This is a genomic window from Streptomyces sp. NPDC111802, assembly GCF_055634335.1.
In genome coordinates this window covers 1-26,169 of sequence record NZ_JBVKCZ010000055.1, presented here as the reverse complement: position 1 = coordinate 26,169, position 26,169 = coordinate 1, and the positions used below count along the sequence as shown (strand labels likewise).

The following is a 26,169-nucleotide window of genomic DNA, read 5'->3' as shown; positions in this document are numbered from 1 at the left end:
CCCGAGCCGGGTCCCGCCGGCTCAGAAAGCGCTTGTCCGGACATTGGCAGAAGCGGATGGAGTCCGTCAATGCCTCACCTGGACCGCCCCGGTCACGGTTTGGATTCCATGCGCCACGGCCAGGCGGGTGGCCCCCACCACGGTGCCGCTGCCTGCGAGCGCGCTACTGACCACCTCGGTCGGCCAGCTCAGCCGGGCGAGTTCGGCCCGGACGCCGGGCACCAGCTGCGGGTTCGAGCCGACGGCGCCGCCGAGGACGATCAGCCCGGGGTCCAGGACGGCGGCCACGGCGGCGGCCAGCCGCCCGATGTCGGCGGCGTGCCGGCCGACCAGGGCGCCGGCCGTGGCGTGGCCTTCGCCGGCGAGCGCGAAGAGCCGCTCGGCGGTGTCGGGGCAGGGCCCGTCGGTGTCCCGCCACGCCTCGGCCGTACGGCGCAGCAGGGCCCTTACGCCGATGTGCTCCTCCAGCGCCTCGTGGCGCGGTTCGCGGCCCCCGTCCCAGGGATACGGCAGCCGGGCCACCTCACCGGCGGCGCCGTTCGCCCCGCGCAGCACCCGGCCGCCCACGACGATGCCGAGGCCGATACCGACGCCGATCCGCAGGTATCCGAACGTCTCACGTCCCAGTGCGGCGCCCTCGTGCAGTTCGGCCAGGGCGGCGCAGTTGACGTTGTTCTCCAGGTGGACGGGGACGCCGGGGGGCAGCGCGACGGCCATGGCGTCGAAGACGGGGCCGGCTTTGGCGGTCGCGGGCCGCATCGCGGCGCCGTCCCGGTCCCAGGTGGTGACGTCGCCGACCGCCACGACGACGGCACGCAGCGGGGCGTCCGCGGGCAGCGCGGCCAGCGCCCCGCGCACGGTGTCGGCGGCCTCGGCCCGCGAGCCGGTGCCCTCGGCGAGCGGGGTGCCGTCCAGGGCGCAGCCGCGGACCCGGGTCTGGGCGGGGCCGAGGTCGACGGCGAGCACGGCGCCGGAGGCAGGCCCGAGCCGGTAGACGGCGGCGGAGCGGCCGGTGGCGCCGGAGGCAGTGCCGGAGTGGGCGGCGAGGCCCGCGGCTTCGAGCTCGGCCACGGCGGCGGAGACGGTCGGCTTGGACAGGCCCGCGCCGGCCGCCAACTGGGGGCGGGTGGCAGTGCCCGCCGCGGCCAGCACCGCGAACACCGCACGCGCGCTCTCGCTCAGCTCCATGCTCTCCCCAGGTCGTGCTGTGGCGGACGGACCGCCGAAATGATCGTTCGGCGACGGGAGTTCCGCGCCTCTTGACGCACCCTACTTCGTTAGTTAACTTCCTAACGAACTAATGCGGTACTCGCCTGCCGCACTCGATCCGAGGCCCGTCCCGGGGCTTCCCGACGCCCGCCGGAGCGGTCCGGCTGAGTCGACTGCGGTTCGGCCGCGCCCCAAAGGGGCGCGGGGAACTGCGCGACCAGCCACACGGACTCGCAGATGACCAACGGCCCAATGCGGCACATCCCGCGAAGCGCCCCGCACGGTTCGCCCGCCGTCGCTGTCCGCAGCGCAACGACGAAAGAGGATCCGTGCAGGACACCCCCCACTCGTTCCCTCTCGTGGTCGGTATCGACGTGGGCGGCACCAAGACGCATCTCCGTGCCTTCGCGGGGGACGACCTGGTCGCCGATCACGTCCGCACAAGCAGCGGCTGGCGGCCGCACGACCCGGTGACCGCGGCCGGCTGGCTGGCCACGCTGGTCGCCGGCGCCCTGCCGACGGGCGTACGCCCCGCCGCACTCGCCGTCGGCGGACACGCCTGCGAGACACCCCGCCAGTGCGCCCAGATCCGCACCGCGCTCCAACTCCACTTCGACGCACCCGCGTCGGTGATGGGCGACGCCGAACTCCTCGTCCCCGCCGCCGGGTTGGACAAGGGGGTCGGCCTGGTCGCCGGTACCGGGTCCGTCGCGGTCGGCCGGCTGGCCGACGGCAGCCCGGTCCAGGTCGGCGGCTGGGGAGCGGTCCTCGGCGACGAGGGCGGCTCGGCCGGTCTCGTGCGCGAGGCCGTACGGGCCGTATGGGCGGCGCACGACCTCGGCGACGAGCCCGACGCACTCGCGCGCGGGCTCGTCGACGCGTTCGGGGTGGCCGAAGTGCCCGCGCTCGGCGGGGCGTTGGAGAGCGCGAAGAACATCTCGGCGGAGTGGGGCCGGCACGCACCAGTGGTGTTCGCGGCCGCCGAGGCCGGTTCGCCGCTCGCGCGCGCGGTGATCGACGAGGGCGGCCGGTCGCTGGCCGCGCTGGTCGAGCAACTCGCCGAACGTGGAGTCCCGGTGGACGACGTCGTGGTGGCCGGCAGCACGATTCTCGCCCAGTCCGTTCTGTACGAGGCCTTCGCCGCCGCTCTCGCCGACAGCGTGCCCGGGGCCAGGCCGCGGGTCCTGCGCGTGCCGCCGGTCGAGGGCGCCGTGACGCTGGCTCGTTCACTCGTGTGACATCTGCCGGACGCCGGGTGCTCCCGGGTCCGACACAACTCGCCCGTAGATCTTCGCTCGTACGACTCGATTCCCTGCGCCTTGTGTGTCTCCCGCGCTCCAGCCGGTCGAGTCGATCATTCGATCTCTTTCCGGCCACAGCGCCGTAGAACTTCGAGAGAGGCACGCATGCCGTCACCCGCCGGGGGCCACGCCATCCCGTCCATGAACAGAAGGCGCTTTCTGGCGGCCTCCGTCGGAGGCGGGGTGGCCCTGCTGGCCGTCCCCGCCGTCGACGCCAAGGCCGCCACGAACGCAGCCGCGTTCGTCGACGACTACAAGACCAACGTCGCCACGAACCTGACGCCCGAGACCAACGCGGTGGTCCGGATCCTGGGCGGTTTCGCGCAGGTGTGGAAGACCGGTGGCGCCTGGAACACCGGCATGCCGCTGATGCCCGAGGTGCTGCGCGCCAACATGCGTTACTGCGCCCGGATCACCGCCGCGCGCACGGACGCGCAGGCGAAGGAATCGTTCATCATCGACCGTCAGCACCAGAGCTACTCGGTGATCGCCGGGCTCGGTCCGCTGGCCGACCTGTACAAGTCGGGCGCCAGGGCGGTCACATCGATCACCAGCGCGCCCGACGGCACCCCCGCCGGGAAGATCAGCGACGCCCTGCCGGCCGACGCGCCGGCCGGATCAGCGATCGGCGCGGGGTCGTACGACTCGGAACTGGGCAAGGTGGCCAAACTGGTCGACACCGTGCGCGGTCCCTTCGCCTCCGGCAACCCGGCCAAGTTCGCCTTCCAGTACCCGCGTCCGTGGCGGATGAACGAGGACAGCGAGGTCGTCGACACCGGGCGGAAGGACGCGTTCGGCTTCCCCGTCTACGAGTCCGACGTGGTCGTCGCCCCGCAACTGCTGCGTCAGCGCGGTGAGACGGCGGCCGAGGACGGCGGCTTCCCCAGCGGGCACACCAACGCCCTGCACCTGGCGGCGCTGGCGTACGCCTACGCCGTACCCGAGCGCTTCCAGGAGCTGGTGACCCGGGCCTTCGAGCTCAGCCACACCCGCATCGTGGCCGGCATGCACTCCACGGTCGACGTCCTCGGTGGCCGAGTCATGGCCACGGCCCTGGCCGCCGCCGCCCTCGTCGACCCGGCCAACGCCGAACTCAAGGCGGCCGCCCGCGCCCAGGCCCTGGCGTACTTCGAGCAGCGCACCGGCACCACCGCCGACACGCTGTACGCCTACGCCCACTCTGCCGGTACCGACCAGGACCCGTACGCCGACCGGAACGCCAACGCCCATACGGTGCGGCCCAAGCTGACCTACGTCCTGACCCGGCACGGCCGCGATGTGCCGCTGACCGTGCCGAAGGGCGCCGAGGTGCTGCTGGAGACGCGCCAGCCGTATCTGACCGCGGCCCAGCGCCGCGAGGTGCTGCGCACGACGGCGCTGCCCGGCGGGTACGTCCTGCTGGACGGCTTCGAGCAGTGGGGCCGGCTCGACCTGTTCACGGCGGCGGACGGTTACGGCGCCTTCGACTCGGACGTGACGGTCACGCTCGACGCGGCGGCCGGCGGCTTCGGCGCGGCGGACAGCTGGCGCAACGACATCCGTGGCGAGGGCGGCCTGACCAAGCGCGGCACCGGCACGCTCACCCTGACGGGGCACAACCGGTACCACGGCGGCACGGCCGTCGAGGGCGGCGTGCTGGTCGCGGCGTCCGCCAACGCCCTCGGCCAGGGCGATGTGCGGGTGGTGGGCGGCACGCTCCGCGCCGACAAGGTGCTGCGGGTGCGCGGTTCGTACGTCCAGGAGGGCGACGCTCGGCTGGAGCTGGCGCTGCGCAAGGACCACGGTCCGGCGCTGGAGGTGTCCGGCCGGGTCGTGCTGGGGCGGGGCAGCGTGCTGTCGCTGCGCCTGGACGCCGAGTGCCCGCCGGTCGCGGGGACCACGGTTGACGTCATCGAGGCACGGCGGCTGCGCGGCCGGTTCGACCGGGTGGAGCTGAACTCGGACACGCTGCGGGCCGTACCCGTCTACACGACGGAAGGTCTGTCGGTACGACTCCTGAGGCGGTGACGCGGTCCCCGGCGGAAGCTGATGCACAGTAGGCCCATGGGCCGGCTCTGGATCAACTTCCGCCACCGTGGGGCCGAGGGCGCCGCGGAGCGGATGATGGCGCTCGAACAGCACGCTGCCCCGGCCCCGGAGACACTCTCCCACCCGCCGGGCGCGCGGCCCTCGCGGCCGTCCGTCCGGCGGTGGCTCGTGCCGCTCCTCGTGGTGGTCCTGCTGGGCCAGATGGCCGTCGCGATGGTGACGGCCGCCGTCCAGCAGACCCCGACGATCGACGAGCCCGTGTACGTGGGCACGGCGGCCGAGTACCTCCATGAGCACCGGGTGGTCCACAACCCCGAGCATCCGCCGCTGGGAAAGCTGGTCGTCGCGGTCGGGGTGGCGCTCGCCGATCCGCACGTCGATTCCGCCTTCACCGGGGATCAGGGCCGGTTGGGACGGCATCTGCTGTACGGGTCGGGGAACGACCCGTGGCGCCTGATGCTGTTCGCCCGGCTCCCGGTGATCGCTCTGACGCTGGCGTTCGGGCTGGTGGTGTTCGCCTTCGCCCGTGAACTCGCCGGTCCGGCCGGGGGTTTGGCGGCGCTCGGGCTGTACGCCTTCTCCCCCGACGTCATCGCGCACGGCTCGCTCGCGACGCTGGACGTTCCGGCGGCCGGCTTCGTGCTGACGTCGGTCTGGCTGCTGTGGCGGGCCCGGCGCGGGCCCCGCCGCCATGTCCCGCCGGCCGGGCTGGCGCTGGGTGCGGCGCTGGCGACGAAGATGAGCATGCTGGCCGCGGTTCCGGTGCTCGTGGCGCTCGCCGGGGTGTCGGTGTGGTGTGCGACAGAACCCTCGGAGTCCCGACGACGGGCACTCGGGCGGGCGGCCGCGGGCGCGGCTGTCGTGGCGGTGGCCGCCGTCGCCGTCGTATGGGCGTCGTATCTGGTGGTCGATCCGCGGTTGCGGTGGGCGCCGGAGCAACCCGTTCCCGTGGTGCACGGGTTGCGGGGGCTCGCCGTGGACCTGCTGCCGTTCCCGGAGGCGTACCGGGACGGGATGCGGGTCCAGTTCGACTTCGAGGAGTATCCGTGGGAGGGCTTCCTGTTCGGCCGGCTCTACACGGGCTCGCTCTGGTACTACCTGCCGGCCGCGCTGCTGGTGAAGGCGCCGCTCGGCATGCTCGCCCTGTGGGCGGCGGGCGCCGTCACCCTGGTGGCGGTACCGCGGCTGCGGCCGGCGGCGCCGTATCTGCTGGTCCCCACCGCCGTGCTGCTCGGCGCGGCCATGCTCGGGTCGCGGGACTTCGGCACCCGGTACGCCGTCTTCGTGCCCATGTTCCTGGCGGTGGCGGCCGGTTGTGTGCTCGCGGTGCGATGGCGGTGGGCGCCGGTCACGGCCGGGGCGCTGGTGCTGTTCGTCGCGGTCAGTTCGCTGCGGACCTTCCCCTACTATCTGCCGTACTCCAACGAGGCGTTCGGCGGTCCGGCGAGGACACATCTGCGGCTGCACGACTCGAACGTGGACTGGGGCCAGGATCTGGGGAGACTGGCCGACCGGCTGCGCGAGCGGTACCGGGGCGAGCGGATCTGGCTCGTGTACAAGGGCAGCGGAGTGCCGTCGTACTACGGCATCCGCGCCGCCGATCCGCGCAAGGTGCCCGCCCGTGAGGTGCGCGGGCTGCTGGTCGTGTCGGACTCCTCGGTGGCCAAGGCGACCGGACGGCTGGCCGAACTGATCGACAGCAGTCGGCCGATCGACACGGTCGGTCATTCGATCACGATCTACCGGCGATGAGTGCGGGGCCACGGAGCGGCCCAGGTCGCCACGGTGTGTGAGCTATGTTGAGGCACTGTGGGAGACAAAAGAGGCGCACCGGTGCCATCGCCTCAGCAGGCACGCGCTCAGGCATCCGCCATCACCTCGGGAAAATCGGTCCCGGAGACCGAGGCATCACCGACTTCCCAGCTCAGGACGCTCTTCGACCAGCCCCGGCTCTCCCCCGGGCAGCGGCGCATCGCCCAGTATCTGATCGAGCACATCACCGAGGCGGCTTTCCTCTCGATCACCGATCTCGCCGAGCGGGTCGGTGTCAGCCAGCCCTCCGTGACCCGTTTCGCCGGGGCGGTCGGCTTCAGCGGTTACCCCGCGCTACGGGAGAAGCTCCAGGCGATCGCCCTCGGGGCCCTCGCCGGGGGTCCGGCGGCGGCCGAGGAGAACGGCGCCAACGAGCTTCAGGCCGCCGTGGACGCCGAGATCGAGAACCTGGAGAACCTGCGGCGCGACTTCGCCGACCCCGACCAGGTCATCGACATCGGCCGCAAGCTGTCGCAGTCGACTCCGCTGACCATCCTCGGGCTGCGCATCTCCGCGTCCCTCGCCGAGTACTTCGCCTACGCCGCTCGCCGTATCCACCCCGACGTCCGACTGGTGACCCGGGGCGGCAGTGTCGCCTACGACGCGCTGCTCCAGTCGCGGGAGGCCGGCGGGACGTGGGTGCTGGCGTTCTCCATGCCCCGGCACGCGCAGGAGACGCTCACCGCGGTGCGGGTGGCACGCCGCGCCGGGCTGCGGGTCGCCCTGGTCACCGACCTGGCGCTCGGACCGGTGGCCGACACGGCCGACGTCGTCTTCTCGACGGGTACCGGATCGCGGCTGGTCTTCGATTCCTACGCGGCGCCCGGCGTGATGGCCTCCGCGCTGCTCCAGGCCATGACCGACGCGGACCCGGAGCGGACGCAGGCGCGGCTGGAGGACTACGAGCACATCTCCGACGAGCACCAGTTCTTCCTCCGGGACTGATCGCGTCGGACGCCCTCACGGGCAACACCTCCGCACTTCGGCGAAACCGGAGCACAGGGGCATCATTCACCTCAAATCACGCATGAATGTTTTCATACGTCTTGCAAACCAGACGGCATATATAAATACTTCACACGCACCATCCGCCCGCCGAAAGCAGCCGGTCCGTTCATGCGCACGTCACCCCATCCGTCGTGCGACCGCCGTCTGCCTTTCCGGGCTCCACTGCGAGCAGCCGTGGCCGCCGTCTCCTACCCGCGTCGGCGCTCGGGCTGTTCGGTCGGGCATCGCCTGCGCGAGCGCCCGTGGCGGCGGCCCCGGTCATCCCCTAGACCGGGGCCGCCCCGACGCCGTCGGACACCCCAGACGACGCCGCACACCCGGAAGCGATGACCATGCCCCTGACGACCACGCGCATCAGCCCCGACTGGCCGTGCCAGGTCAAGTCCCCCGGTTCCTACGACTGGGAACGCTCCGCCGCCAAGTGGCTGCGCGAGCTGGTGCCATCCCGCTACGCCAGCTACCCGGCGCTGATCCGCCACCCCGTGCTGCTCGCCCGGCATGCGCAGATCCAGGTCCAGAACGAGATCCGGGTCGCGCGCACCGCGTTGCAGACCGCACGGGCCGACCTGCCCGCGCTCGGCATGCCCGAGTCGGTCATCGAGCACACCATCAAGATGTACGCGGCGGAGGTCATGCAGCTTCAGCACATCGCCCGCAGTGTGCGCGCGGTGTCCCAGGCGCTGGTGGACCGCGGACGCTGAGCCGTCGCCCGCACCTGCGGCCCCCGCGTCAGGAAGCGTCGGCCGTCGCCGCACAGGTGACCGTCGCCGAGGGTTGTCCGATCTTGTCGGAAGTGGCGGCGAGGAAGCCGAAGGTGACGCTCGCGCCGGGCGCCAGGGTGCCGTTCCACGACGCGTTGGAGACGGTCGCCCTGCCGTCCTGGGTCGTGGCGAGGGTGCCGTCCCAGACCTGGGTCAGGCGGGCGCCGGCGGGCGGTACGACCGTCGCGGTCCAGCCGGAGGCCGAGGACGCGGGCGCGTTGGTCACCGTCACCTCGCCCTGGAAGCCGCCCTGCCAGCTGTTGACGGTCCTGAAGGACGCGGTGCAGTCGGGGTCACCGGCCTCGCCCTCGCCGGGTCCGGCGGGCGCATCCGGGGTGGGCTCGGCCGATGCGGTGGCGGTCGCGGACGGAGCCGGATCCCGGGCCGCCGTGTCGTCGTCACCGCCGGACAGCAGGAGAGCGCCGCCGAAGCCGACGACGGCCGCCGCGGTCACGGCGACCGCGACGGCGGTGCGGCGGAACCCGGGGCCGGAGGCCTCCGAACCGAGGTGTGCGCCGCCGCGCGGTGCGATTCTCGTCTCCTCGGCGACGGCCGGAAGTTCCTGGGTCGCGTCCTCGTTGCCGGGCAGGGACCCGGGCACGGCCACGGTCTCGTAGCCGCCCTTTTCCTCCTCCCACTCCCTGAACAGCTCCGCGAGGGCGTCGGTGCGGCGTGGGCGCAGGACTCGGATCGGTTCCAGGACCGGGCCTTCGTCCGGCTCCTCGGGGTCGGGCCGTGTGGGCACGCCGCTCTCCTTCCGTCCCCGTCCGTACGGGGCATCGCCAATCCCCGAGGAGTGATACGGGGTTGGCGTCCCGCCGGTTCAGCGATCCGGGGCGAGCGTGCGGACGTGGTCAGGCGTGCGCGGCGAGGAAACCGTGCAGGGACGCCCTCAGCGCGGTGACGAAGGCGTCCCGCCCCGCCTCGTCCAGCGCGTCCAACGACAGATAGGGGTTGAGGTCCTCCAGCTCGACCAGCAGGAGCTCACCTCCGGGGGCGCGGCAGGCGTCCACCCGCTGGATGCCGTGATCCAGGCCGTTCCACTCGATGAAGCGCCGGGCGAACTCCACGTCCTGCTCGGTGGGTTCGTACGGCTCCAGCTGCCAGCGCCGGTCGGTGTGCGGCGCGTACAGGGCGTACTGGAAGTCGTGGTCGACGAAGTAGAAAGACACCTCGTAGGCGAAGTCGACGCACGGCTGGACGAGGACGTCCCCGTCGATCGACGCGCGCAGGTCCTCGGCCGGCACGATCCGCAACCCCATGGAGTCGGCGCCCAGCCTGGGCTTGACGACATAGCGGTCGGTCTCGGGCAGTCGGTCCAGGTCCCCCGCGCGGTCCACGGTGGGGATGACGGGATATCCGGCGGCGGTCAGGTCGAGCAGATACTGCTTGCCGGCCATGTCCGCCTTGCCGGACAGCGGGTTGTACACGCGGGTCCCGGCGGCGACCGCGCGTCGGCGGAAGTCGTCGTACGCGTCCTGGTACGTCAGGACCGGACCGCTGTTGCGGACGACGACCGCGTCGAAGGCGTCCATGAGCGCGGCCGCGTCGCGGGGGTGGCACAGGGCGAGGTCGAACGCGTCGCGCAGCCGGGAGGTGAGGAAGATGTCCTCGTCGCAGTAGCGGCGCCCGCGCGCCGGGTAGGCCAGGTCGGTGACGTACAGGATGCGCGGTCGGGCGGGTGGCATGCGGTGGCTCCTCGGCTGGGGCGGCAGACGATCGTAGACAGACCCGCGCACGCCGGACAAACGTCGGATCGGCCGGGAGGTGGAGCACTCAGTTCCCTCCCGGCATTGCACTGAGTGCCATTGGTGCGTCTCTGGGTGCTACGTTCCGTCCATGAGCTCCAGCAGCGCGGCGTCCGGCCGTGGCCGGCGGCCCGAGAAGCCGGACCGTGCCGATACCGCGGACACCGCAGTCACCAAACCCCCGATGCGGGACGCCCTGGTCGCGGCGGCCTTCCAGCTCTTTCTGGAGCGGGGCTACGAGCAGACGACCGTCGACGACATCGTGGCGCTGGCCGGCGTCGGGCGGCGGTCGTTCTTCCGCTACTTCCCGTCCAAGGAGGACGTGGTCTTCCCGGACCACGAGCGCTGCCTGGCCGACATGACGGCCTTCCTCGCCGCGAGCGACGACGCGCACGAGCCCGTACGGCGGGTGTGCGACGCGGCCCGGCTGGTGCTGCGCATGTATGCCGAGAACCCGACCTTCTCGGTGCAGCGCTACCGGCTCACCAAGAGCGTGCCCGGGCTGCGCGCGTACGAGCTGTCGGTCGTCTGGCGGTACGAGCGGGCTCTGGCCCAGTATCTGCGCGAGCGCTTCGCCGGGCGGCGGGACGGGACCCTGCAGGCCGATGTGATCGCCGCCGCGGTGGTCGCGGCGCACAACAACGCGCTGCGCTCCTGGCTGCGTTCGGACGGACAGGACGATGCGAGCGCCGCCGTTGATCACGCCCTCGGCTATGTGCAGTCCGCCTTCGGCACCACCCCTCCCCCTGGCCCCGCCCACGACGAGCAGCCCGACGACGTGGTGGTCGTCGTGTCCCGGCGCGGCGCCCCGCTGTGGCGGGTGGTCCAGGAGATCGAGGCCACGCTTCGACCTGACTGATCGGACGCGGCGAGATCGCTTCCAGATTCAGGGTACGGAGTGCCTTTACGTGTGGCACTGAGTGCCATACTCTGACCGTGTGCACGGTGGCACGGCGAACCGCGCACTGGCGTGCACGGGAGACCCGCGCACGTGGGATTCCGGACTGGCGCAGGGAGTTGACCAGCGTGTACCACCACTCAGGAAACGTCGCTCGTCAGACCGCCGGCTTCGCGGCAGGCGTACTCGACCGCACGGCCCCCGAAACGGAGGCCATCGTCTTCCAGCGCTGCACCTGGTGCGGCACCGCCATGTACCACCGGCTGCTGTGCCCGGTCTGCCAGGGCAGCGAACTGCGCACCGAGCGCAGCGAGGGCGTGGGAACCGTCCGCCACTCCACGGTGGTCCATCGCAACACCCCCGCCGCGCGCAATGTGTCGCTCGTGGAGATGGCCGAGGGGTTCGTGGTCCGGGGCCGTGTGATGGGCCCGCCCATCGGTATTCACAGCGGGGACCGGGTCCGGCTGTCCACGGCGCAGGACCCGGTCCGGGGCGAGCCGGTGTTCCAGCTGGTCGACGAGCCCTACCGGGCCTGGACCTGATCCCCCTGCCCGCCTGAGCCCTCCCACAGCCCGGGCACCAACTCCCGTACGGCGACGGGCCGTCCCGTCTCGAAGCACCGGTTGGCGGCAAGCCCTACGGCCAGGGCCAGCGCGCCGTCACGTTCCGTGGCCGTGGGGTGCGCCACCGCACCCGCCGCCGGGTCGGCCGGCCGCTCCGGATCGACCGGGCCGAACAGGGCGTCGAGCATCCGCGGGTCTCCCCCGCCGTGCGCCTCGTGGGCGGTCACGAGGGGGACGTCCACCGGAGGCCGCCACAGCGGTCGCAGCGTCAGCCGTGCCCCGCCCGGGTGCTCGGCGGCCGTGTCCCCGTGCAGCGCGCCGCGGGCGGAGCCGATCCTGGTCGTCGGCGGCTGCCAGCGGCTCTCCTCGACCTCGAGTTCCAGCCGCCCGGCGCTGCCGTTGAACATGACCCGGTAGCCCTCCCACGGGGAGTACGCCGTGAGGTGGTACGTCATCGTCGCGCCCTTGGCGTGTCGCACCAGCACGGCCATGTCGTCCTCGATGGTGACGGGCCCGCCGAAGACATTGCGGTCGCGGACGTACCCGTCGTCCCGCTCGGCGTCGAGGTAGAGGGCGCGCAGGGTGTCGTTGGCCGCCAGGTCCAGGGCGAAGGGGTCGTCGGCGGCCCGGTCGGCGCCGTGGGCGCGGTCGTAGTCCCGGCGCAGTCCGTGGCGTTCGCCCGCCTCAGGGCCGTAGAAGGCGAGCCGCCCGTAGCCGAAGACATCCCGCGGCTCGTCCCCGAGCCACCAGTTGACCAGGTCGAAGTGGTGGCTCGCCTTGTGCACCATCAGACCGCCGCTGCGGTCCTTCTCCCGGTGCCAGCGGCGGAAGTAGTCGGCGCCGTGGCGTACGTCGAGCAGCCACTCGAAGTGGACGGAGAGGATCTCGCCGATCGCGCCGTCGGCGAGGAGTGCGCGGACCTTCTCGTGGACGGGGTTGAAGCGGTAGTTGAAGGCGACGGTGAGGGAGTTGCCGGTTTCGCGGACCGTGTCGAGGATGCGGGCACAGCGGTCCGCGTCGACGGTCATCGGCTTCTCGGTGACCACGCGGCAGCCCGCCTTGAGCGCGGGGACGATATAGCGGTCGTGCTCGGCGTCGACGGTGGTGACGACGACCTCGTCGATGTCCTCCTTGGCGAGCAGGTCGGCGAAACGGTCCGGTTCCCACTGGGTGGCTGTGGGTTCGCCGGCCTCGGCCAGCAGCCGGTTGTGGAAGGTCATACGGGTCGGGTTGGGGTCACAGAGGGCGGCGACCAGGTGGCCGGGGCGTTCGGCGAGGGCGCGGGTGAAGGTCTGGGCGCGGTGGCCGGTGCCGACAACGGCGGCTCGGCGTTGGGGAGTTCGGCTCATTGCGGTGGCCTTTCCCGGGTGTCGGCCGGCCATTCCTGCCCGCATCGCCGGTTGGCACCATCCTGATCGCTTTTCCCTCCCTTCACAGGCAACGCACAACTCAACGCTTCCGTCCTCCCGGGGTGAGGGCCCGGGGCCGTCCGTCCCGGGGCGAACGGAAGGAGGGGCACGTGATGCGTGCCCGGCGAATAGGCGTCACCGCCCTGGCGGTGCTCGCGATCGTGGGGGCGTCGCCAGGGTGGGCCCAGGCCCAACCGGCGTCCGAGACAAGGCCGTTAGTGAAATCGGCCGACAGTGAGGGGCTGCCGCCGGACTGGAGCGTCACCGGCGAGGGATCGGCACGCAAGCTGGTGTGGCGGTCCGACGAACGAGTGCCCATGGGGGACGCCCGGGTCGAGTTCTACGCCGGGGACCGGCTGCTGGGCCATCCGGCACAGGCCGAGGACGGGCGGACGTTCCGGCTGGGCCTCGACGGTGTCCGGCTGGACTCCGTAGAAGATCTTCAAGTGCGCGCTGCGGGGCGCCGGTTGGACGCACCCGACGCCGGTTCCGGCTCTTCCTCCGGCGCACGCTCGGGGGTGACCGTTCCGCAGCGGCTCCCGGCGAACCCGGTCGACCCGGGCAAGCCCGGCGCGTACCGGACCGTCACGGGCGAGTACGACCTCACCCCGGTACGGCTGCCCGGATTCGCCGAGCCGGTCGAGATGCGGGCCGTGGTGGTGGCGCCCAAGGGTGCCGAGGGCCGCCGTCCGCTCGCCCTGTTCCTGCACGGACGCCACTTCACCTGCTACACCCCGCAGGGCGACATCACCGGCGACTGGCCCTGCGCCGCGGGCAGCAAGCCGGTGCCGAGCCACCGGGGCTATCTGCGCGATCAGCGCCTCCTTGCCTCCCAGGGCTATGTGACGGTGTCGATCTCCGCCAACGGCATCAACGGCCAGGACTGGCAGGCCGACGACGGCGGCGCACAGGCCCGTTCCTCGCTGGTACGGCAGCATCTCGCGCGCTGGGCCGACTGGTCCGCCCACCCGGACACGGCCCCGGCCGCCGTACGGCAGGGCCCCCGGGCCGATCTGTCCCGGGTGCTGCTGGTGGGACACTCGCGCGGCGGCGAGGGCGTCAACCGGGCGGCGATGGACAGCCTTTACCCGGCGCCCGCCGACCAGGACGGCTATGGCGGCCCGGTGCGCTGGCACATTCGCGGCACCGTGCTCATCGGCCCGACGATCTTCGGCCAGAACCCGGTCCCGGACGTGCCGTCGATGACGATCCTGCCGGGCTGTGACGGCGATGTCTCCGACCTCCAGGGCGAGGTGTACGTCGACGGCACCCGCCGGGTCAGCAGCGGCGCCGCGCTGCACAGCGCCGTGTACGTGGTGGGGGCCAACCACAACTTCTTCAACAGCGAATGGACGCCGGGCCAGGCCGTGGCGCCCGCCGACGACGACTTCTGGACCGACGAGGAGGAGCGCGACCCGGTCTGCTCCCCCGGCACCAGGACCCGGCTCACCGCCGACCAGCAGCACAAGGCCGGCGCCACCTACATCGCGGCGGCGGCACGGCTGTTCGTCGCGGGGGACGACCGGGTGCGTCCGCTGCTCGACGGCTCGGGCCGGCGCGCCCCCTCGGCCGATCCCGCGCACGTCCTCACCCACGCGGTGGGGGCGCGACGCGGCGCCGGATTCCTGCCGGACGGCAAGGTCACCGTGAGCGGTGCCAAGCTGTGCTCGGCGGTGGATCCCTCCACGGCCAAGGCCTGCCTCTCCTCGCCGACGGCAGGCGGCTCACCGCACTTCGCGCAGTGGGAGACCGACCGTGAGCCGGGCCGCCGCGCGGTCGCGCTGCGCTGGTCCGCTGCCGGGACCGCCGCACGCGTCAGCCCCGAGCGGCCACTGCCCCTCGCCGGCTCCAAGGCGCTGGCACTGCGGGTCATCGTGCCGCCGAACACCACCGGGACGCAGCTGGACGTCTCCGTCACCGACACCGCCGGCCGACACCGGACCCTCGGCCGCGTCAAGGTCGACGGGCTGCCCGGGTCGGACCGGACCTCTTCGTACTGGGCACGCGAGGTGCGCGTGCCGATCGGTGCCGATGACGCGGCCGCGCTCGATCTGAAGCACATCAAGTCGCTGGAGCTGACGCCCCGCACGCGGTCCGGGCGGTCCTGGCTGATGGACGCCTGGGCCTGGCGGCCGGGCACGCCCCAGGTGCGTGAGGCCCAGCTGCCCCGGGTCGACATCGGCCGGCTGAAGGTCAAGGAGGGCGACTCGGGCGTACGGACCTACCAGGTGCCGGTCCGGGTCTCCGGCCAGGGCGACGGGCAGGTACGGCTGTTCGTCTCCGACCCGGTGACGGGCAAGGTCACGGACCGGCTGGTGACCGTCCGGCCGGGCGCGCAGACCATCGACGTACCGGTGAAGGTCGAGGGCAATACCCGCTACGGCTACGACACGGGGCACGATGTGTTCGTGAAGGCGGTCCGCACCGCCGTGGTCGGCGCCCACCTGGGCGGGGTGACGGTCGAGAACGACGACCCGATGCCGACGATGTCCGTGACGCCGGTCGCCGACCGGGTGACCGAGGGCCGGCCGCTGAAGTGGCGGGTGTCCCTGTCCGCCGTCGCCGACGCCGAGATCAGCGGGTCGTACGTCCTGTTGCCGGTCACCGACGGCCGGGAGCTGTCGACGAAGGACGTCGACCCACGCTGGCTGGAGGAGAGTTCCGGCGCCTCCCCGGATCCGGAACGGCCGTTGTCCAAGCTGGACGGGTTCTTCCTGTGGGTGAACGTCGAGGCGGGCAAGACGTCCGCGGAGTTGCGGATCCCGACGGTGAAGGACCAGGTGGCGGAGCAGTCCGAGTCGGTGCGCTTCCAGGCGGCCGACGACTCCGGTGCGCCGCTGCCCGGGGCGCCGGTCGTGACGGGCACGGTGCTGAACGCCTCGTAGTGACCCGGCGCCGGACGTCCATGGCCTCGGTCAGGGCGTCGGCGTGATCCGGATGCCGACTGTGCCGTTCACACCCCGGCGCAGTCGGCTGCCGAGCAGCGTGAGGCGGCCGGTGATCCCGTACTTGCGGGCGATGAGCCGGCGGTAGCGGGCGCTGGTCGCCTCGTCGCAGATCTCGGCGGTCGCGGGGACCTGTTCGCCGGTGGGCCTGCCGCGCAGGTCGCAGGGGCCGACCAGGACATCGCCGCGTGCCCGGATGCGCTTGACCTTCCAGGAGTCCGCGACCGTCCACACGCCCAGCGCGTCCCCGTCCCGGACCACCCAGACCGGGGTGGGGACGCCGGTGCCGTTCTTGCGGTAGCTGGTGATGAGCAGGTACTTGCCCGCGCCGAGCCGGGCCGGCGTCGTGTCGTCCATGGCCGGAAGTGTAGGCGGCGGGGCGGGACAGCGGACTCCGGGTCCGGCACGGGCCGTCCTCAGTCGAGCGCGGCCGCCATCCGCCGTACGGCTTCGGCGATCAGCTCGGGTGACGTCGCCAGGTTCAGCCGTATGTGCCCGGCACCTCCCGTCCCGAAGGGGATCCCGGAGTTGAGGGCGACCCGGCCGCGCCGCAGGAAGACCTCCGCCGGGTCGTCGCCGAGGCCGAGGGCACGGCAGTCGAGCCAGGCGAGGTAGGTGGCCTCCGCGGGGCGGTAGCCGATCGCCGGGAGGTGCTCGGCCAGGAGGTCCGCGAGCAGCCGCCGGTTGTCGTCGAGGCCGGCGAGCAGCGCGTCGAGCCAGCCGGTGCCGTCGCGCAGGGCGGCGCTGTGGGCGATGATGCCGAGGTGGCTGGGCCCGTGGCCGACCTCCTCGGGCATCCGGGCCAGGTCGGCGGCGGACGCGGGCCCGGCGACGGCCAGGGCGGCCTTGAGACCGGCCAGGTTCCAGGCCTTCGACGCCGACATCAGCGACAGTCCGTTCGCGCCGCCGGGGACGCTCAGATACGGCACGAACTCGACTCCGCCCGCGGTGAGCGGTGCGTGGATCTCGTCGACGACGACACGGACGCCGTGGCGGTCGGCGAGGGCGGCCACGGCGGCCAGTTCGTCGGCGGTGTGCACGGTCCCGGTCGGGTTGTGGGGGCTGCACAGCAGGAACGCGGCCCGGCGGCCACCCGCGACCGCACGCCGGAAGGTCTCGTCCAGCGTGTCGAAGTCGATGCGCAGGTCCGCGCCGAGCGGGGCCTCGATCACCCGCCGGTCCATGTGCTCGACGAACTGGTAGAACGGCGGATAGACGGGCGAGTTCACCACGACCGGATCGCCCGGGCCCGTGACCAGCTTGAGCATCTCGACCACGCCGAGCATCACGTCGGGCACGATCGCCGTCCGCTCCACGGCCAGTCCGTCCCAGCCCCACCGCTTCTCCGCGAACCCGGCGAGCGCCTCGGCGTAGCCGGTGCCCGCCGGGTAGCCGGTGTCGCCGAGCGCCAGGGCCTCGGTGACCGCGCGCACCACGGGTTCGGCCAGGGGCACGTCCATCTCGGCCACCCACAGCGGCAGGACGTCGTCGGGGTAGGCGCGCCACTTCATGCTCGTACGACATCGCAGCCGGTCCAGGGTGAGGGCGCGCAGGGGGTTGGGTTCACCGGAAGTTTCGTGCGGGCTCCTGGTCATGGGCCACAAGATAGGCGGGCCGTGCGCGGCCGGGAACAGCGCGGCCGCCGCGTGACCGGCGATGGGCGGCGGATTCCCCGAAATGGCCGGTGACCTGCCGTCCGGCGGGCTGCCGCCCGGTGGCGGCACGAGAAGGATCACCTGTGCGGTGAACGCGGGCGGGCCGGGCTCCGTATGGAGTGAGGGTGCTCAACTCCGGGAGGGCCCCGTGGCGTTGACGCCGCGCTGTACTTGGTTCGGGAGCCATGCATGAGGCACGCACGACGACGTCTCGTCCGGCGGGTGACGCGGCTGGCGGCCGTCGGCGGACTCCTCCTCGGAGGAACGATGGTCACACGCGCCGTGGCGAGCGAACCCGGCGACGCCTTCGCCGTCCCGCGCACCTACTCCGCCTCGGCCGCCGGCAGCGGCAGCGATCTGGTCGCGCGACTGGGCACCTCGCGTACGGCGGGCAGCTGGATCGGCGCCGACGGGAAACCGGTCGTCGCGGTCACCGACGAGGCGGCCGCCGCCGAGGTGCGCAAGGCGGGCGCCGCGGCGAAGATGGTCGACCGCAGCATGGACGAACTGAAGTCGGCGACGGCGACGCTGCGTTCGGCACCCCGGGTGGCGGGGACGGCGTGGGTCATGGACTACCGGTCCAACGAGGTGGTCGTGAAGGGCGACAGCACCGTCTCGTCCGCCGACTGGTCCCGGATGACGCAGCTCGCGGACGGCATGGGCGACTTCGTCCGCATGGAGCGCACCGAGGGCACGTTCACGACCCGGCTCAACGGCGCGCTGCCGCTGCTGTCGACGGCCGGGCGCTGTTCCGCCGGTTTCAACGTCACCGACGGGCAGCGCGACTTCATTCTCACGGCCGGGCACTGCGGTCCTGACGGTTCGGTGTGGTTCGCCGACAACCGCGGCACCCGGCAGATCGGCCAGACCGTCCAGCAGAACTTCCCCGGCGGTGACTTCTCGCTGGTGCAGTACGCGAGCGGGGACGCGGGCGCCGGCGCCGAGGTCGTGTCCATCGGCGACGGCAAGGGCGTGCGGATCACGGGCGCGGCGGATCCTGCGGTCGGGCAGCGGGTGTTCCGCAGCGGCAGCACCAGCGGGCTGCGCGACGGCGAGGTGACGGCGCTCAACGCCACGGTCAACTACCCCGAGGGGACGGTCACCGGGCTCATCGAGACGAACGTGTGCGCCGAACCCGGGGACAGCGGCGGCCCGATGTTCTCCGAGGGAATCGCGCTGGGGGTGACGTCGGGCGGCAGCGGCGACTGCGCCTCGGGCGGTACGACGTTCTTCCAGCCGGTGACCAAGGCCATGGCCGCGCTGAACGTCAAGCTGCTGGTGGCGGCGCAGAAGGGGGCCGGGCAGGGCGCCTCACCGGCCCCGTCGGCGACGCAGAGCGCCATCGCGCCCGGTGACGCCTCGCCCGGCTCCTCGGCGCCGGTGACCGGCGAGGACGCGGCGACGCTGCTGTCCCGGCTCGCCGACCCGAAGAACGTGGGCCCCGGTCTGCTGGTCATCGCGGGCAGCATGGTCGCCCTGGTCGCCACCCGGTTCATCCGCGCGGAACAGGACCGCAAGGCGTACCGGCAGTACTACTCGGCGACCTGGGGCTGATCCGTCCTGTCACCCGAGGGTCAGCAGTACGGTGGCCACCGCCGCGGCGGCCAGCCCGATCGCCCGTCGCCCGGTGAGGGGTTCCTGGAGGAGGGCGAACCCCAGGACGACGGGCAGCGCCGGGTAGAGGGACGCGAGGACCACGGCGACCGCAAGCAACTGCTGCTGGGCGGCGAGCAGATAGAGGATGAGTGCGAGCGCGGCTCCCGCTCCGATCAGCAACGCCTGCGCACACCGCCGCGCCGGAAGCCGCAGCTCCGGGCCGTACCTGACGGCGACGGGCAGCAGCACCAGTACGGCGGCGACGCGGCCCGTCGCGACCGGCCACAGCCCGCTGGACGGACCGGCCTGGCCGAGCGCGAGGTACTGCACGGCGACGCCGGCGCCGGCGAGCAGTCCGTCGCTCACACCGGCTGCGGTTCCTGTGCGGGCCGGGGTCCGGGCGCCCGGCGGGCCGAGCCAGGTCGTCGCGCCGGCGCCGCCGCTGGACCGCCGGTCACCCCGGTCGTCCGCGACGAGCCAGAGCGCGGGCACGGTGACCGCGAAGCCGGTCCAGGCGACGGCACCGGGGCGGTCGCCGAGCAGAAGCACACCGCACAGCACGGACAGCGCGACGGAGGTGACGGCGCTCACCGGAACGACGGTGCTCATCGCGCCTCGGCTCAGGCCCCGGTTGAGGAAGTGCATCGCCGCCCCGCTGCCCACGCCGGACAGCGCGCCCCACAGCAGGTCCGTGAGGAGTACGGCATCGGCGGAGACGAGGATTGCCGCCGCGGTGGCGAGGAACAGGCCGCCGAGCTGGCCGAGGAAGGTGACGGCGGCGAAGTGGACGCGGCGGGACAGCAGCCCGCCGGCGAAGTCGACGATGCCGTAGCACACGGCCGAGGTCAGCGCGAGAAGGGCACCCATCGGATCCGGGGTGCCCTGGGAGGGTGTTCCGATGCCTGGCGAGGGCGGTCGAGGATGATGCTCGGGCTTGGGCCTGGGCGAGCGCTCAGGCCGCCTTCACCGTCTGCGGGGCCGCTGCGGCCCACTCCAGGACGAGGCGCTGGTACTCCTCGCGCTGCTCGACACTCAGTGTCCCGCCCGACCGGCGCCACAGCGCCCGGATCTCCTCGTTGACCTCGTCAGCCGATCGATCGGAGGCGATTTCAACACTGGTGGACATGCTGTGAAGCATACGGTTCCGAAGGTGAAGACGCTGTGAGTAAGCACACGCAATGCGGACATATCGGACCGTGTCGCTGATCACGTCCATCTGTCCGCCAGGGCCGCGTAGTTCACACGTCCGCCGCCCCCAGCACCAGCACCTGGATGGCGAGAACAGCGGCGCCACGTGCCCAGTCGTGAAAGTCGGACACCTTCGTCTCGAGGTCGATCGGCGCGGCCAGCGGGTGCCGGTGAGCGCGCATGGTATCCGCCACAGTCTCACCGGCGACGTCCATCAGCCCCACGCCCTCCCCGGCGAGAAGGATCTTCTGCGGCAGCACGAAATTGGCGATCTGCGCGACCAGGATGCCGAGCGCGCGGGCCGCCTCCTCGATGACGCGTGCGGGCATCGGCTCCCCCGCCGCGGCGAGCGCGAGGATCTCCTCGTACGTCCGGTCGCGGCCGGTGGCGGCCCGCACCTGGTAGCGGATGTTGGGAATGGTCAGCAGGGAGACGGCGCTGCCCCGGGCCCCGTCGGGGGTGAGCGGCCCATGGGGGTCGACGATCCAGTGCCGGCCGAAGCCGCGGTCCTCCTCGGCGTAGGGCACCCGCTTGCCGCCCAGGACCAGCCCGTAGCCGATGCCGGCGCCGATGGTGAGGACGACGAACCGGTCGAGGCCGCGCCCGGCACCGAACCAGGTCTCGGCCTCCACGAGCGCGGCGACGTCGTTCTCCACGACCACCGGCAGCCCCGTACGCTCCTCGACCAACTCGGCGAGCGGCACATCACGCCACTGCAGGAACGGGGACTCCCCCACCACGGCACGGTCCTCCACGAGGCCGCCCACACCGATGCCGATACCTGCGAGGCGCGGATGGCTCGCGGCGAGCCGGTCGGTCATCTCGCCCAGCAGGTCCACGACTTCGGCCGGTTCATGGGTGTCCAGGGGGCGGTCGTAGCGGGCCACGATCTCGCTCCTGAGGGTGGTCACCACGCCGTAGACCATGTCCTCGGTGATCTTGTAGCCGATGAAGGACCGTGACTCGGCCACGACGTCCAGCGGCTGGGACGGGCGCCCCTGGCGCACCTCGACCGGAGCGCCCGCTTCAGGGACCTCGATCAGCAGGCCCGACTCGATCAGCGGTTTGGTCAGGCGGGTGAGGCTGCCGGCGGACAGGTCCAGCCGCCGGGCGATTTCGGTGCGGGACAAGGGGCCGGCGAGGAGCACCTCGATCGCCACCGAGCGTTCACCGGGGCTGAGAGGAAGCCAACTGGCGGCTACTGCGGTCATGGTCGTCAGGCTCCCACATGATTTTTTCCTCTACAAAAACAACAAGGCCAGTCTATGACGATCGGTGCGTCTTGAAGAAGGTGATTGCAGGACCCTTGACGGCTGGATTCTTCCGCCACAAAAGTAAATGGCCGAGGATGAGCCGCAGACGAGGGAGTCTCCCGATGACCATCGCCTCCAGCAGCCCTCCGTCGCGTCTCCCATTGGGTGGCGCCGAGGGAGCAGGAACCGAGCAGCGGGCACGGCGGGCGAGGGCCCGCGAGAACCAGGGGGACGGACGGCTCGCCGCGGTGTTCATCGCGCCGGCGCTGCTGGGCTTCGCCGTCTTCCTGCTCTGGCCGACGCTGCGGGGCATCTACCTCAGCTTCACCCGCTTCAACCTGCTGACGCCTGCGGAGTGGGTAGGCCTGGACAACTACGTGCGGATGGTCCACGACCCGATCTTCTGGGACTCGCTGCTGGTCACCGTCGAGTACGTGGTCATCAACATCGGGGTCCAGACGGTCTCGGCGCTCGCCATCGCGGTACTGCTGCAGCGGCTGACGCAGTCGGCGGTGCTGCGCGGGATCGTGCTCACGCCGTATCTGATGTCCAACGTCGTCGCGGGCATCGTCTGGCTCTGGATCCTGGACACCCAACTCGGCATCGGCAACGAGATCATCGCCGGGATCGGCCTCGACCGGATCCCGTTCCTCGCGGACGAGACCTGGGCCGTCCCGACGATCGCCCTGATCAATGTGTGGCGGCACGTCGGGTACACCGCGCTGCTGCTTTTCGCGGGTCTGATGGCGATCCCCGACGACATGTACGAGGCCGCGAAGGTGGACGGCGCGAGCGAGTGGCGGATGTTCTGGCGGATCACGATGCCGCTGCTCAGGCCCGTCCTGGCGGTCGTGCTGATCATGACGGTGATCGGTTCGTTCCAGGTGTTCGACACGGTCGCGGTGACGACCGCGGGCGGACCGGCGAACGCCACGAACGTCCTGCAGTACTACATCTACGGCGCCGCCTTCGGCCGCTCCCAGTTCGGGTACGCCTCGGCGATGTCGGTGGCCCTGCTGATCGTGCTGAGCGCCATCACCGTCCTGCAGTACCGGCTCACCCGGGCCGGCCAGAGCGACCTCGGCTGAGGGAAGGGAGACACCGGCATGGCTGCCGTGGCAGACACAACGACCGTACGGCGCGTGCGGCGCGGGCCCTCCTTCGGGCGGGTCGTGGCCTGGGCGGTGATGGCCGCCATCGTGCTCATCACGCTGCTGCCGTTCTACTGGATCCTGCGCACCGCGCTGTCCTCCAACACCGCGCTCGCCGCCCATCCCGGCGACGTACTGCCCGTCGATCCGACGACCGGAGGCTTCGAGCGGGCCCTGGGCCTGCAGTCGGCCGAGGAGGCGATCGCCCAGGGCGGCTCGGGCGGCGGGCTCAGGTTCTGGCGCTATCTGGTCAATTCGGTGATCGTCTCGACACTGATCACCGTGTGCCAGATCCTCTTCTCCGCCATGGCCGCGTACGCCTTCGCCAGGCTGCGGTGGCGCGGTCGGGACCAGGTGTTCGGGCTGTTCCTGGCCGGTCTGATGGTGCCGACGATCTTCACACTGCTGCCCAACTTCGTACTCATCAAGCAACTCGGCCTGGTGGACAGCCTGTTGGGTGTGGGGCTGCCGACGATGTTCATGACGCCGTTCGCGGTGTTCTTCCTGCGCCAGTTCTTCATGAACGTGCCCCGGGAGGTCGAGGAGGCCGCCCTGCTGGACGGGGCGGGGAGGATACGGATCTTCTTCCGGGTGATGCTGCCGATGGCGTCCACGCCGATCCTGACGCTGGGGCTGCTGACGTACATCACCGCCTGGAACGACTACTTCTGGCCGCTGATGGTGTCGTACAGCGACAGTTCGCGCGTGCTGACCGTGGCGCTGGCCATCTTCCGGGCCCAGACCCCGCAGACCGGCTACGACTGGTCCGGCCTGATGGCGGCCACCCTGATCGCCGCCCTCCCGATGCTCGTGCTGTTCGGGTTCTTCGCGCGCCGCATCGTCAGCTCCATCAGCTTCACCGGGATCAAGTAAGGGGACAGGGATGCGAGTTCGTATGCATAAGATCCTGGCGCTGAGCGGGGCGCTGGCGCTGTCCCTGGCCACCGGCTGCGCACAGGGCGGCGCGGCCGGGTCGGGCGGGAACAAGGTGACGTACTGGCTGTGGGACGCCAACCAGCTGCCCGCGTACCAGGCCTGTGCGAAGGGGTTCGAGAAGCAGAACCCGGGCCTGAAGGTGAAGATCACCCAGTTGGGCTGGGCCGACTACTGGACCAAGCTCACCGCGAGCTTCATCGCGGGCACCGAGCCTGATGTCTTCACCGACCACATCCAGAAGTTCGGCCAGTTCGCCGATCTGAAGGTGCTGGAACCGCTGGACGACCTGAGCATCGACGACTCCGCCTACCAGGCGGGGCTCGGCGCCAACTGGACGGGCCAGGACGGCCGTCGCTACGGCGCGCCCAAGGACTGGGACACCGTCGCCCTCTTCTACAACCGGAAGCTGGTCAAGGAGGCCGGAATCGGCGCCGAGGAACTCAACAGCCTCTCCTGGAACCCGAAGGACGGCGGCACCTTCGAGAAGGCCATCGCGCATCTGACCGTCGACAAGAACGGCAAGCGCGGTGACGAGGAGGGCTTCGACAAGAACAACGTGAAGGTGTACGGGATGGCGACGGGCGGCGCCGGCGACGCCGACGGGCAGACCACCTGGAGCCCGTTCGTCGCCTCCGCGGGCTGGCACTACACGGACAAGGCACGCTGGGGCACCAAGTACCAGTACGACAGCGAGACCTTCCAGTCGGTGGTCGACTGGTACTTCGGCCTGGCGAAGAAGGGCTACCTCGCGCCCTTCACCGACTACACCGACGGCGCCAACCCGGCCAACGCCCAGGTCGCCTCGGGCAGGGCGGCCACCTCCTTCGACGGCGCCTGGATGATCTCCACCTACTACGGCACCAAGGGCCTCGAGGTCGGCACCGCACCCACGCCGACCGGCCCGACCGGAAAGCGGGCCACCATGATGAACGGCCTCGCCGACTCCATCACCAAGAACGCCCGCAACAAGGAGGGCGCGAAGAAGTGGGTGCGGTACCTGGCCTCCGACGAGTGCCAGAAGACCGTCGGCGGCTACGGCATCGTCTTCCCGGCGACCCCGGACGGCACGGCGGCGGCGGTGGCCGCGTACGAGAAGAAGGGCATCGACGTGTCCGCGTTCACCGAACCGGTCACCGACAAGAAGGACTCCACCACCTTCTCCTTCCCGATCACCGACTACGCGGCGGACGTGTACTCCCTGATGCGCCCCGCCATGCAGGACGTCTACGCGGGCGGCGCCCCGGTGAGCGGCCTGACCAGGACCAACGACCAGATCAACCTCATCCTCGGCCAGTGAAAGGCATACACTCCATGACGTTCTCCCTCGGCATCGTCGGCGCAGGCCAGTTCTCCGGCCAGTTCGCCACGCTGTTCCAGGCCCACCCCGGTGTCAGCGACGTGTACGTCACCGATCTGCTGCCCGAGCGGGCCGAGCAGCTCGCCGAAGCACAGGGACTGGCCGGCACCTTCCCGTCGTACGACGCCATGCTGGAGTCGAAGTCCGTCGACGCGGTCGCCATCTTCACCCAGCGGTGGACACACGGCCCGCTGGTGCTCCAGGGCCTGAACGCCGGCAAGCACGTCTACTCCGCCGTCCCCATGGCGATCACCACGGAGGAGATCGCGGCGATCATCGACGCGGTCAAGGCGACCGGGCTGACGTACATGATGGGCGAGACCAGCCAGTACAACCCGGCGACGGTGCACGCCCGCAACCAGATCGCCGAGGGCGCCTTCGGGCGGCTCTTCTACGCCGAGGGCGACTACGTCCACGACATGGATCTGGGGTTCTACGAGGCGTACCAGTACAGCGGCGGGGAGAACTGGAAGGCGACGGCCTCCTATCCCCCGCTGCTGTACCCGACGCATGCGGTGGGCGGTGTACTGGGCGCCTGGCAGACGCACGCGGTGAGCGTGTCGGCGATCGGGGTCCTGGACGACCGGGGCGACGGCGTCTTCGACAAGAGTGTCAGCCAGTTCGACAACGACGTGTCGAACGCGACCGCGCTCTTCGAGGTCGCGGGCGGCGGGTCGTTCCGTACGAACGAGTTCCGGCGCGTCGGATATCCGTCCCACATACGGGAGTCGCGATTCCGGTTCTTCGGCACCGAGGCGAGCATGGAGCAGCTCGCCACCGTGGCACTGTGGCAGGACAAAAAGGGCGTCAAGGACATCAGTGAGCTGCTGGAGCCCAAGCCCACCCTGTCCCCCGACGACCCGTCGCTCCAGCACATCGCGCCGGAGCTGCGGGCCGCGTTCACCTCGGGTTCGGCGCCGGTGCACGACCGCTCCCGGCTGCCCCGGGAGTTCGACAACCTGCACAACGGCCACGAGGGCAGCCACCACTTCCTGGTCGACGACTTCGTGACCGCGGTCAACAGCCGCGGCCTGCCGTCCGTGAACGCGTGGGTGGCGGCCCGCTACACCCTGCCGGGCATCGTCGCGCACCAGTCCGCGCGGCAGGGCGGGGTCAGGCTGGAGATCCCGGACTTCGGGGACGCACCCGAGGCGTGACGTTTCCTCGCGAGCCGGGTGCCTGGGCCTGTCAGGTGCCCGGCTTGCGGCCGTACACGTAGACGTCGTCGCCGTTCTTCAGCAGCGACCAGTACTTCTTCGCGTCGGTCTTCGTCATGTTGACGCAGCCGTGCGAGCCCGGCGGGTTCCACATGCTGACGCCGACCGAGTGGAAGGCCTGGCCGCCGTCGAAG

The 26,169-nt window shown here is 71.5% G+C and carries 23 protein-coding genes; 13 read left to right on the top strand and 10 right to left on the bottom strand.

Annotation, left to right across the window (positions count from 1 at the left end; translation table 11 throughout):
* Window positions 1-66: 66 nt before the first annotated feature.
* Window positions 67-1,188 carry an ROK family protein gene (locus ACZ7NC_RS38900; protein WP_471495802.1) on the bottom strand — a complete coding sequence of 374 codons (1,122 nt, stop codon included), beginning with the start codon at window positions 1,186-1,188 and terminating at the stop codon, window positions 67-69.
* Window positions 1,189-1,538: 350 nt separating this feature from the next.
* Between ACZ7NC_RS38900 and ACZ7NC_RS38895 the strand changes: the two genes are divergently transcribed.
* The 5 genes from ACZ7NC_RS38895 (at window position 1,539) to ACZ7NC_RS38875 (ending at window position 8,059) form a co-directional block, all read left to right on the top strand.
* Window positions 1,539-2,447, top strand: coding sequence for an N-acetylglucosamine kinase (locus ACZ7NC_RS38895; RefSeq protein ID WP_471495800.1), 909 nt, complete (start codon window positions 1,539-1,541; stop codon window positions 2,445-2,447).
* Between the two features lie 168 nt (window positions 2,448-2,615).
* Window positions 2,616-4,517: a phosphatase PAP2 family protein gene (locus ACZ7NC_RS38890; RefSeq protein ID WP_471495797.1), complete on the top strand. Its 1,902-nt coding sequence runs from the start codon at window positions 2,616-2,618 to the stop codon at window positions 4,515-4,517.
* Between the two features lie 36 nt (window positions 4,518-4,553).
* Window positions 4,554-6,290, top strand: a complete 1,737-nt coding sequence (locus ACZ7NC_RS38885) for an ArnT family glycosyltransferase (protein ID WP_471495795.1) — start codon at window positions 4,554-4,556, stop codon at window positions 6,288-6,290.
* Window positions 6,291-6,371: 81 nt separating this feature from the next.
* Window positions 6,372-7,295: a MurR/RpiR family transcriptional regulator gene (locus ACZ7NC_RS38880; RefSeq protein ID WP_471495793.1), complete on the top strand. Its 924-nt coding sequence runs from the start codon at window positions 6,372-6,374 to the stop codon at window positions 7,293-7,295.
* Window positions 7,296-7,684: 389 nt separating this feature from the next.
* Window positions 7,685-8,059 carry a hypothetical protein gene (locus tag ACZ7NC_RS38875; RefSeq protein WP_471495791.1) on the top strand — a complete coding sequence of 125 codons (375 nt, stop codon included), beginning with the start codon at window positions 7,685-7,687 and terminating at the stop codon, window positions 8,057-8,059.
* A 28-nt stretch (window positions 8,060-8,087) separates the two neighbouring features.
* On the opposite strand, the gene ACZ7NC_RS38870 is transcribed toward ACZ7NC_RS38875, so the two are convergent.
* Together ACZ7NC_RS38870 and ACZ7NC_RS38865 are read right to left on the bottom strand one after the other, a co-directional pair.
* Window positions 8,088-8,864 (bottom strand): cellulose binding domain-containing protein, encoded by a 777-nt coding sequence (locus ACZ7NC_RS38870; RefSeq protein WP_471495789.1) that lies wholly within the window; start codon window positions 8,862-8,864, stop codon window positions 8,088-8,090.
* Window positions 8,865-8,973: 109 nt separating this feature from the next.
* Window positions 8,974-9,807: an ATP-grasp domain-containing protein gene (locus ACZ7NC_RS38865; RefSeq protein WP_471495787.1), complete on the bottom strand. Its 834-nt coding sequence runs from the start codon at window positions 9,805-9,807 to the stop codon at window positions 8,974-8,976.
* A 151-nt stretch (window positions 9,808-9,958) separates the two neighbouring features.
* On the opposite strand from ACZ7NC_RS38865, the gene ACZ7NC_RS38860 reads away from it, so the two are divergent.
* Together ACZ7NC_RS38860 and ACZ7NC_RS38855 are read left to right on the top strand one after the other, a co-directional pair.
* A complete protein-coding gene (locus tag ACZ7NC_RS38860) occupies window positions 9,959-10,726 on the top strand; it encodes a TetR family transcriptional regulator (RefSeq protein WP_471495784.1) in 768 nt (255 codons plus the stop codon).
* Between the two features lie 167 nt (window positions 10,727-10,893).
* Window positions 10,894-11,307 carry a Zn-ribbon domain-containing OB-fold protein gene (locus ACZ7NC_RS38855; RefSeq protein ID WP_471495836.1) on the top strand — a complete coding sequence of 138 codons (414 nt, stop codon included), beginning with the start codon at window positions 10,894-10,896 and terminating at the stop codon, window positions 11,305-11,307.
* Here the strand turns inward: ACZ7NC_RS38855 and ACZ7NC_RS38850 are convergent.
* The gene (locus ACZ7NC_RS38850) at window positions 11,289-12,677 is read right to left on the bottom strand and encodes a Gfo/Idh/MocA family protein (RefSeq protein WP_471495781.1); all 1,389 of its coding nucleotides are present in this window, start codon (window positions 12,675-12,677) and stop codon (window positions 11,289-11,291) included. The genes ACZ7NC_RS38855 and ACZ7NC_RS38850 overlap by 19 nt on opposite strands.
* A 173-nt stretch (window positions 12,678-12,850) precedes the next feature.
* On the opposite strand from ACZ7NC_RS38850, the gene ACZ7NC_RS38845 reads away from it, so the two are divergent.
* Window positions 12,851-15,622 carry an alpha/beta hydrolase gene (locus ACZ7NC_RS38845; protein WP_471495777.1) on the top strand — a complete coding sequence of 924 codons (2,772 nt, stop codon included), beginning with the start codon at window positions 12,851-12,853 and terminating at the stop codon, window positions 15,620-15,622.
* Between the two features lie 30 nt (window positions 15,623-15,652).
* On the opposite strand, the gene ACZ7NC_RS38840 is transcribed toward ACZ7NC_RS38845, so the two are convergent.
* On the bottom strand, window positions 15,653-16,039 hold the full coding sequence (locus ACZ7NC_RS38840) for a PPOX class F420-dependent oxidoreductase (RefSeq protein WP_471495773.1): 387 nt from the start codon (window positions 16,037-16,039) through the stop codon (window positions 15,653-15,655).
* A 59-nt stretch (window positions 16,040-16,098) separates the two neighbouring features.
* Window positions 16,099-17,277, bottom strand: a complete 1,179-nt coding sequence (locus tag ACZ7NC_RS38835) for a MalY/PatB family protein (protein ID WP_471495770.1) — start codon at window positions 17,275-17,277, stop codon at window positions 16,099-16,101.
* Window positions 17,278-17,526: 249 nt separating this feature from the next.
* Between ACZ7NC_RS38835 and ACZ7NC_RS38830 the strand changes: the two genes are divergently transcribed.
* Complete coding sequence (locus tag ACZ7NC_RS38830; RefSeq protein WP_471495768.1) at window positions 17,527-18,891, top strand: S1 family peptidase; 1,365 nt, start codon at window positions 17,527-17,529, stop codon at window positions 18,889-18,891.
* A gap of 9 nt (window positions 18,892-18,900) precedes the next feature.
* Here ACZ7NC_RS38830 and ACZ7NC_RS38825 read toward each other — a convergent pair whose 3' ends face one another.
* The 3 genes from ACZ7NC_RS38825 to ACZ7NC_RS38815 all read right to left on the bottom strand — a co-directional run bounded on the left by ACZ7NC_RS38825 (window position 18,901) and on the right by ACZ7NC_RS38815 (window position 21,332).
* Window positions 18,901-19,800, bottom strand: a complete 900-nt coding sequence (locus tag ACZ7NC_RS38825; protein ID WP_471495764.1) for an EamA family transporter — start codon at window positions 19,798-19,800, stop codon at window positions 18,901-18,903.
* A gap of 85 nt (window positions 19,801-19,885) precedes the next feature.
* The gene (locus ACZ7NC_RS38820; RefSeq protein WP_471495761.1) at window positions 19,886-20,071 is read right to left on the bottom strand and encodes a hypothetical protein; all 186 of its coding nucleotides are present in this window, start codon (window positions 20,069-20,071) and stop codon (window positions 19,886-19,888) included.
* Window positions 20,072-20,171: 100 nt separating this feature from the next.
* Complete coding sequence (locus ACZ7NC_RS38815) at window positions 20,172-21,332, bottom strand: ROK family protein (RefSeq protein ID WP_471495758.1); 1,161 nt, start codon at window positions 21,330-21,332, stop codon at window positions 20,172-20,174.
* Between the two features lie 164 nt (window positions 21,333-21,496).
* On the opposite strand from ACZ7NC_RS38815, the gene ACZ7NC_RS38810 reads away from it, so the two are divergent.
* The 4 genes from ACZ7NC_RS38810 to ACZ7NC_RS38795 are packed head-to-tail and all read left to right on the top strand — an operon-like array spanning window position 21,497 to window position 25,975.
* A complete protein-coding gene (locus tag ACZ7NC_RS38810) occupies window positions 21,497-22,462 on the top strand; it encodes a carbohydrate ABC transporter permease (RefSeq protein ID WP_471495756.1) in 966 nt (321 codons plus the stop codon).
* An 18-nt stretch (window positions 22,463-22,480) separates the two neighbouring features.
* The gene (locus tag ACZ7NC_RS38805) at window positions 22,481-23,398 is read left to right on the top strand and encodes a carbohydrate ABC transporter permease (protein ID WP_471495754.1); all 918 of its coding nucleotides are present in this window, start codon (window positions 22,481-22,483) and stop codon (window positions 23,396-23,398) included.
* A gap of 22 nt (window positions 23,399-23,420) precedes the next feature.
* Window positions 23,421-24,758, top strand: coding sequence for an ABC transporter substrate-binding protein (locus tag ACZ7NC_RS38800; protein WP_471495751.1), 1,338 nt, complete (start codon window positions 23,421-23,423; stop codon window positions 24,756-24,758).
* 14 nt (window positions 24,759-24,772) lie between these two features.
* The gene (locus tag ACZ7NC_RS38795; protein ID WP_471495834.1) at window positions 24,773-25,975 is read left to right on the top strand and encodes a Gfo/Idh/MocA family protein; all 1,203 of its coding nucleotides are present in this window, start codon (window positions 24,773-24,775) and stop codon (window positions 25,973-25,975) included.
* Window positions 25,976-26,006: 31 nt separating this feature from the next.
* On the opposite strand, the gene ACZ7NC_RS38790 is transcribed toward ACZ7NC_RS38795, so the two are convergent.
* On the bottom strand, window positions 26,007-26,169 hold a 163-nt coding region (locus ACZ7NC_RS38790; RefSeq protein WP_471495832.1), incomplete at its 5' end, for a L,D-transpeptidase family protein.

Coding starts and splice junctions, on each gene's coding strand:
- ACZ7NC_RS38900 (WP_471495802.1), bottom strand. CDS start 1,188: ATGGAGCTGAGCGAGAGCGCGCGTGCGGTGTTCGCGGTGCTGGCCGCG.
- ACZ7NC_RS38890 (WP_471495797.1), top strand. CDS start 2,616: ATGCCGTCACCCGCCGGGGGCCACGCCATCCCGTCCATGAACAGAAGG.
- ACZ7NC_RS38885 (WP_471495795.1), top strand. CDS start 4,554: ATGGGCCGGCTCTGGATCAACTTCCGCCACCGTGGGGCCGAGGGCGCC.
- ACZ7NC_RS38875 (WP_471495791.1), top strand. CDS start 7,685: ATGACCATGCCCCTGACGACCACGCGCATCAGCCCCGACTGGCCGTGC.
- ACZ7NC_RS38865 (WP_471495787.1), bottom strand. CDS start 9,807: ATGCCACCCGCCCGACCGCGCATCCTGTACGTCACCGACCTGGCCTAC.
- ACZ7NC_RS38860 (WP_471495784.1), top strand. CDS start 9,959: ATGAGCTCCAGCAGCGCGGCGTCCGGCCGTGGCCGGCGGCCCGAGAAG.
- ACZ7NC_RS38850 (WP_471495781.1), bottom strand. CDS start 12,677: ATGAGCCGAACTCCCCAACGCCGAGCCGCCGTTGTCGGCACCGGCCAC.
- ACZ7NC_RS38845 (WP_471495777.1), top strand. CDS start 12,851: ATGCGTGCCCGGCGAATAGGCGTCACCGCCCTGGCGGTGCTCGCGATC.
- ACZ7NC_RS38840 (WP_471495773.1), bottom strand. CDS start 16,039: ATGGACGACACGACGCCGGCCCGGCTCGGCGCGGGCAAGTACCTGCTC.
- ACZ7NC_RS38835 (WP_471495770.1), bottom strand. CDS start 17,277: ATGACCAGGAGCCCGCACGAAACTTCCGGTGAACCCAACCCCCTGCGC.
- ACZ7NC_RS38830 (WP_471495768.1), top strand. CDS start 17,527: ATGAGGCACGCACGACGACGTCTCGTCCGGCGGGTGACGCGGCTGGCG.
- ACZ7NC_RS38825 (WP_471495764.1), bottom strand. CDS start 19,800: ATGGGTGCCCTTCTCGCGCTGACCTCGGCCGTGTGCTACGGCATCGTC.
- ACZ7NC_RS38820 (WP_471495761.1), bottom strand. CDS start 20,071: ATGCTTCACAGCATGTCCACCAGTGTTGAAATCGCCTCCGATCGATCG.
- ACZ7NC_RS38815 (WP_471495758.1), bottom strand. CDS start 21,332: ATGACCGCAGTAGCCGCCAGTTGGCTTCCTCTCAGCCCCGGTGAACGC.
- ACZ7NC_RS38810 (WP_471495756.1), top strand. CDS start 21,497: ATGACCATCGCCTCCAGCAGCCCTCCGTCGCGTCTCCCATTGGGTGGC.
- ACZ7NC_RS38805 (WP_471495754.1), top strand. CDS start 22,481: ATGGCTGCCGTGGCAGACACAACGACCGTACGGCGCGTGCGGCGCGGG.
- ACZ7NC_RS38800 (WP_471495751.1), top strand. CDS start 23,421: ATGCATAAGATCCTGGCGCTGAGCGGGGCGCTGGCGCTGTCCCTGGCC.
- ACZ7NC_RS38795 (WP_471495834.1), top strand. CDS start 24,773: ATGACGTTCTCCCTCGGCATCGTCGGCGCAGGCCAGTTCTCCGGCCAG.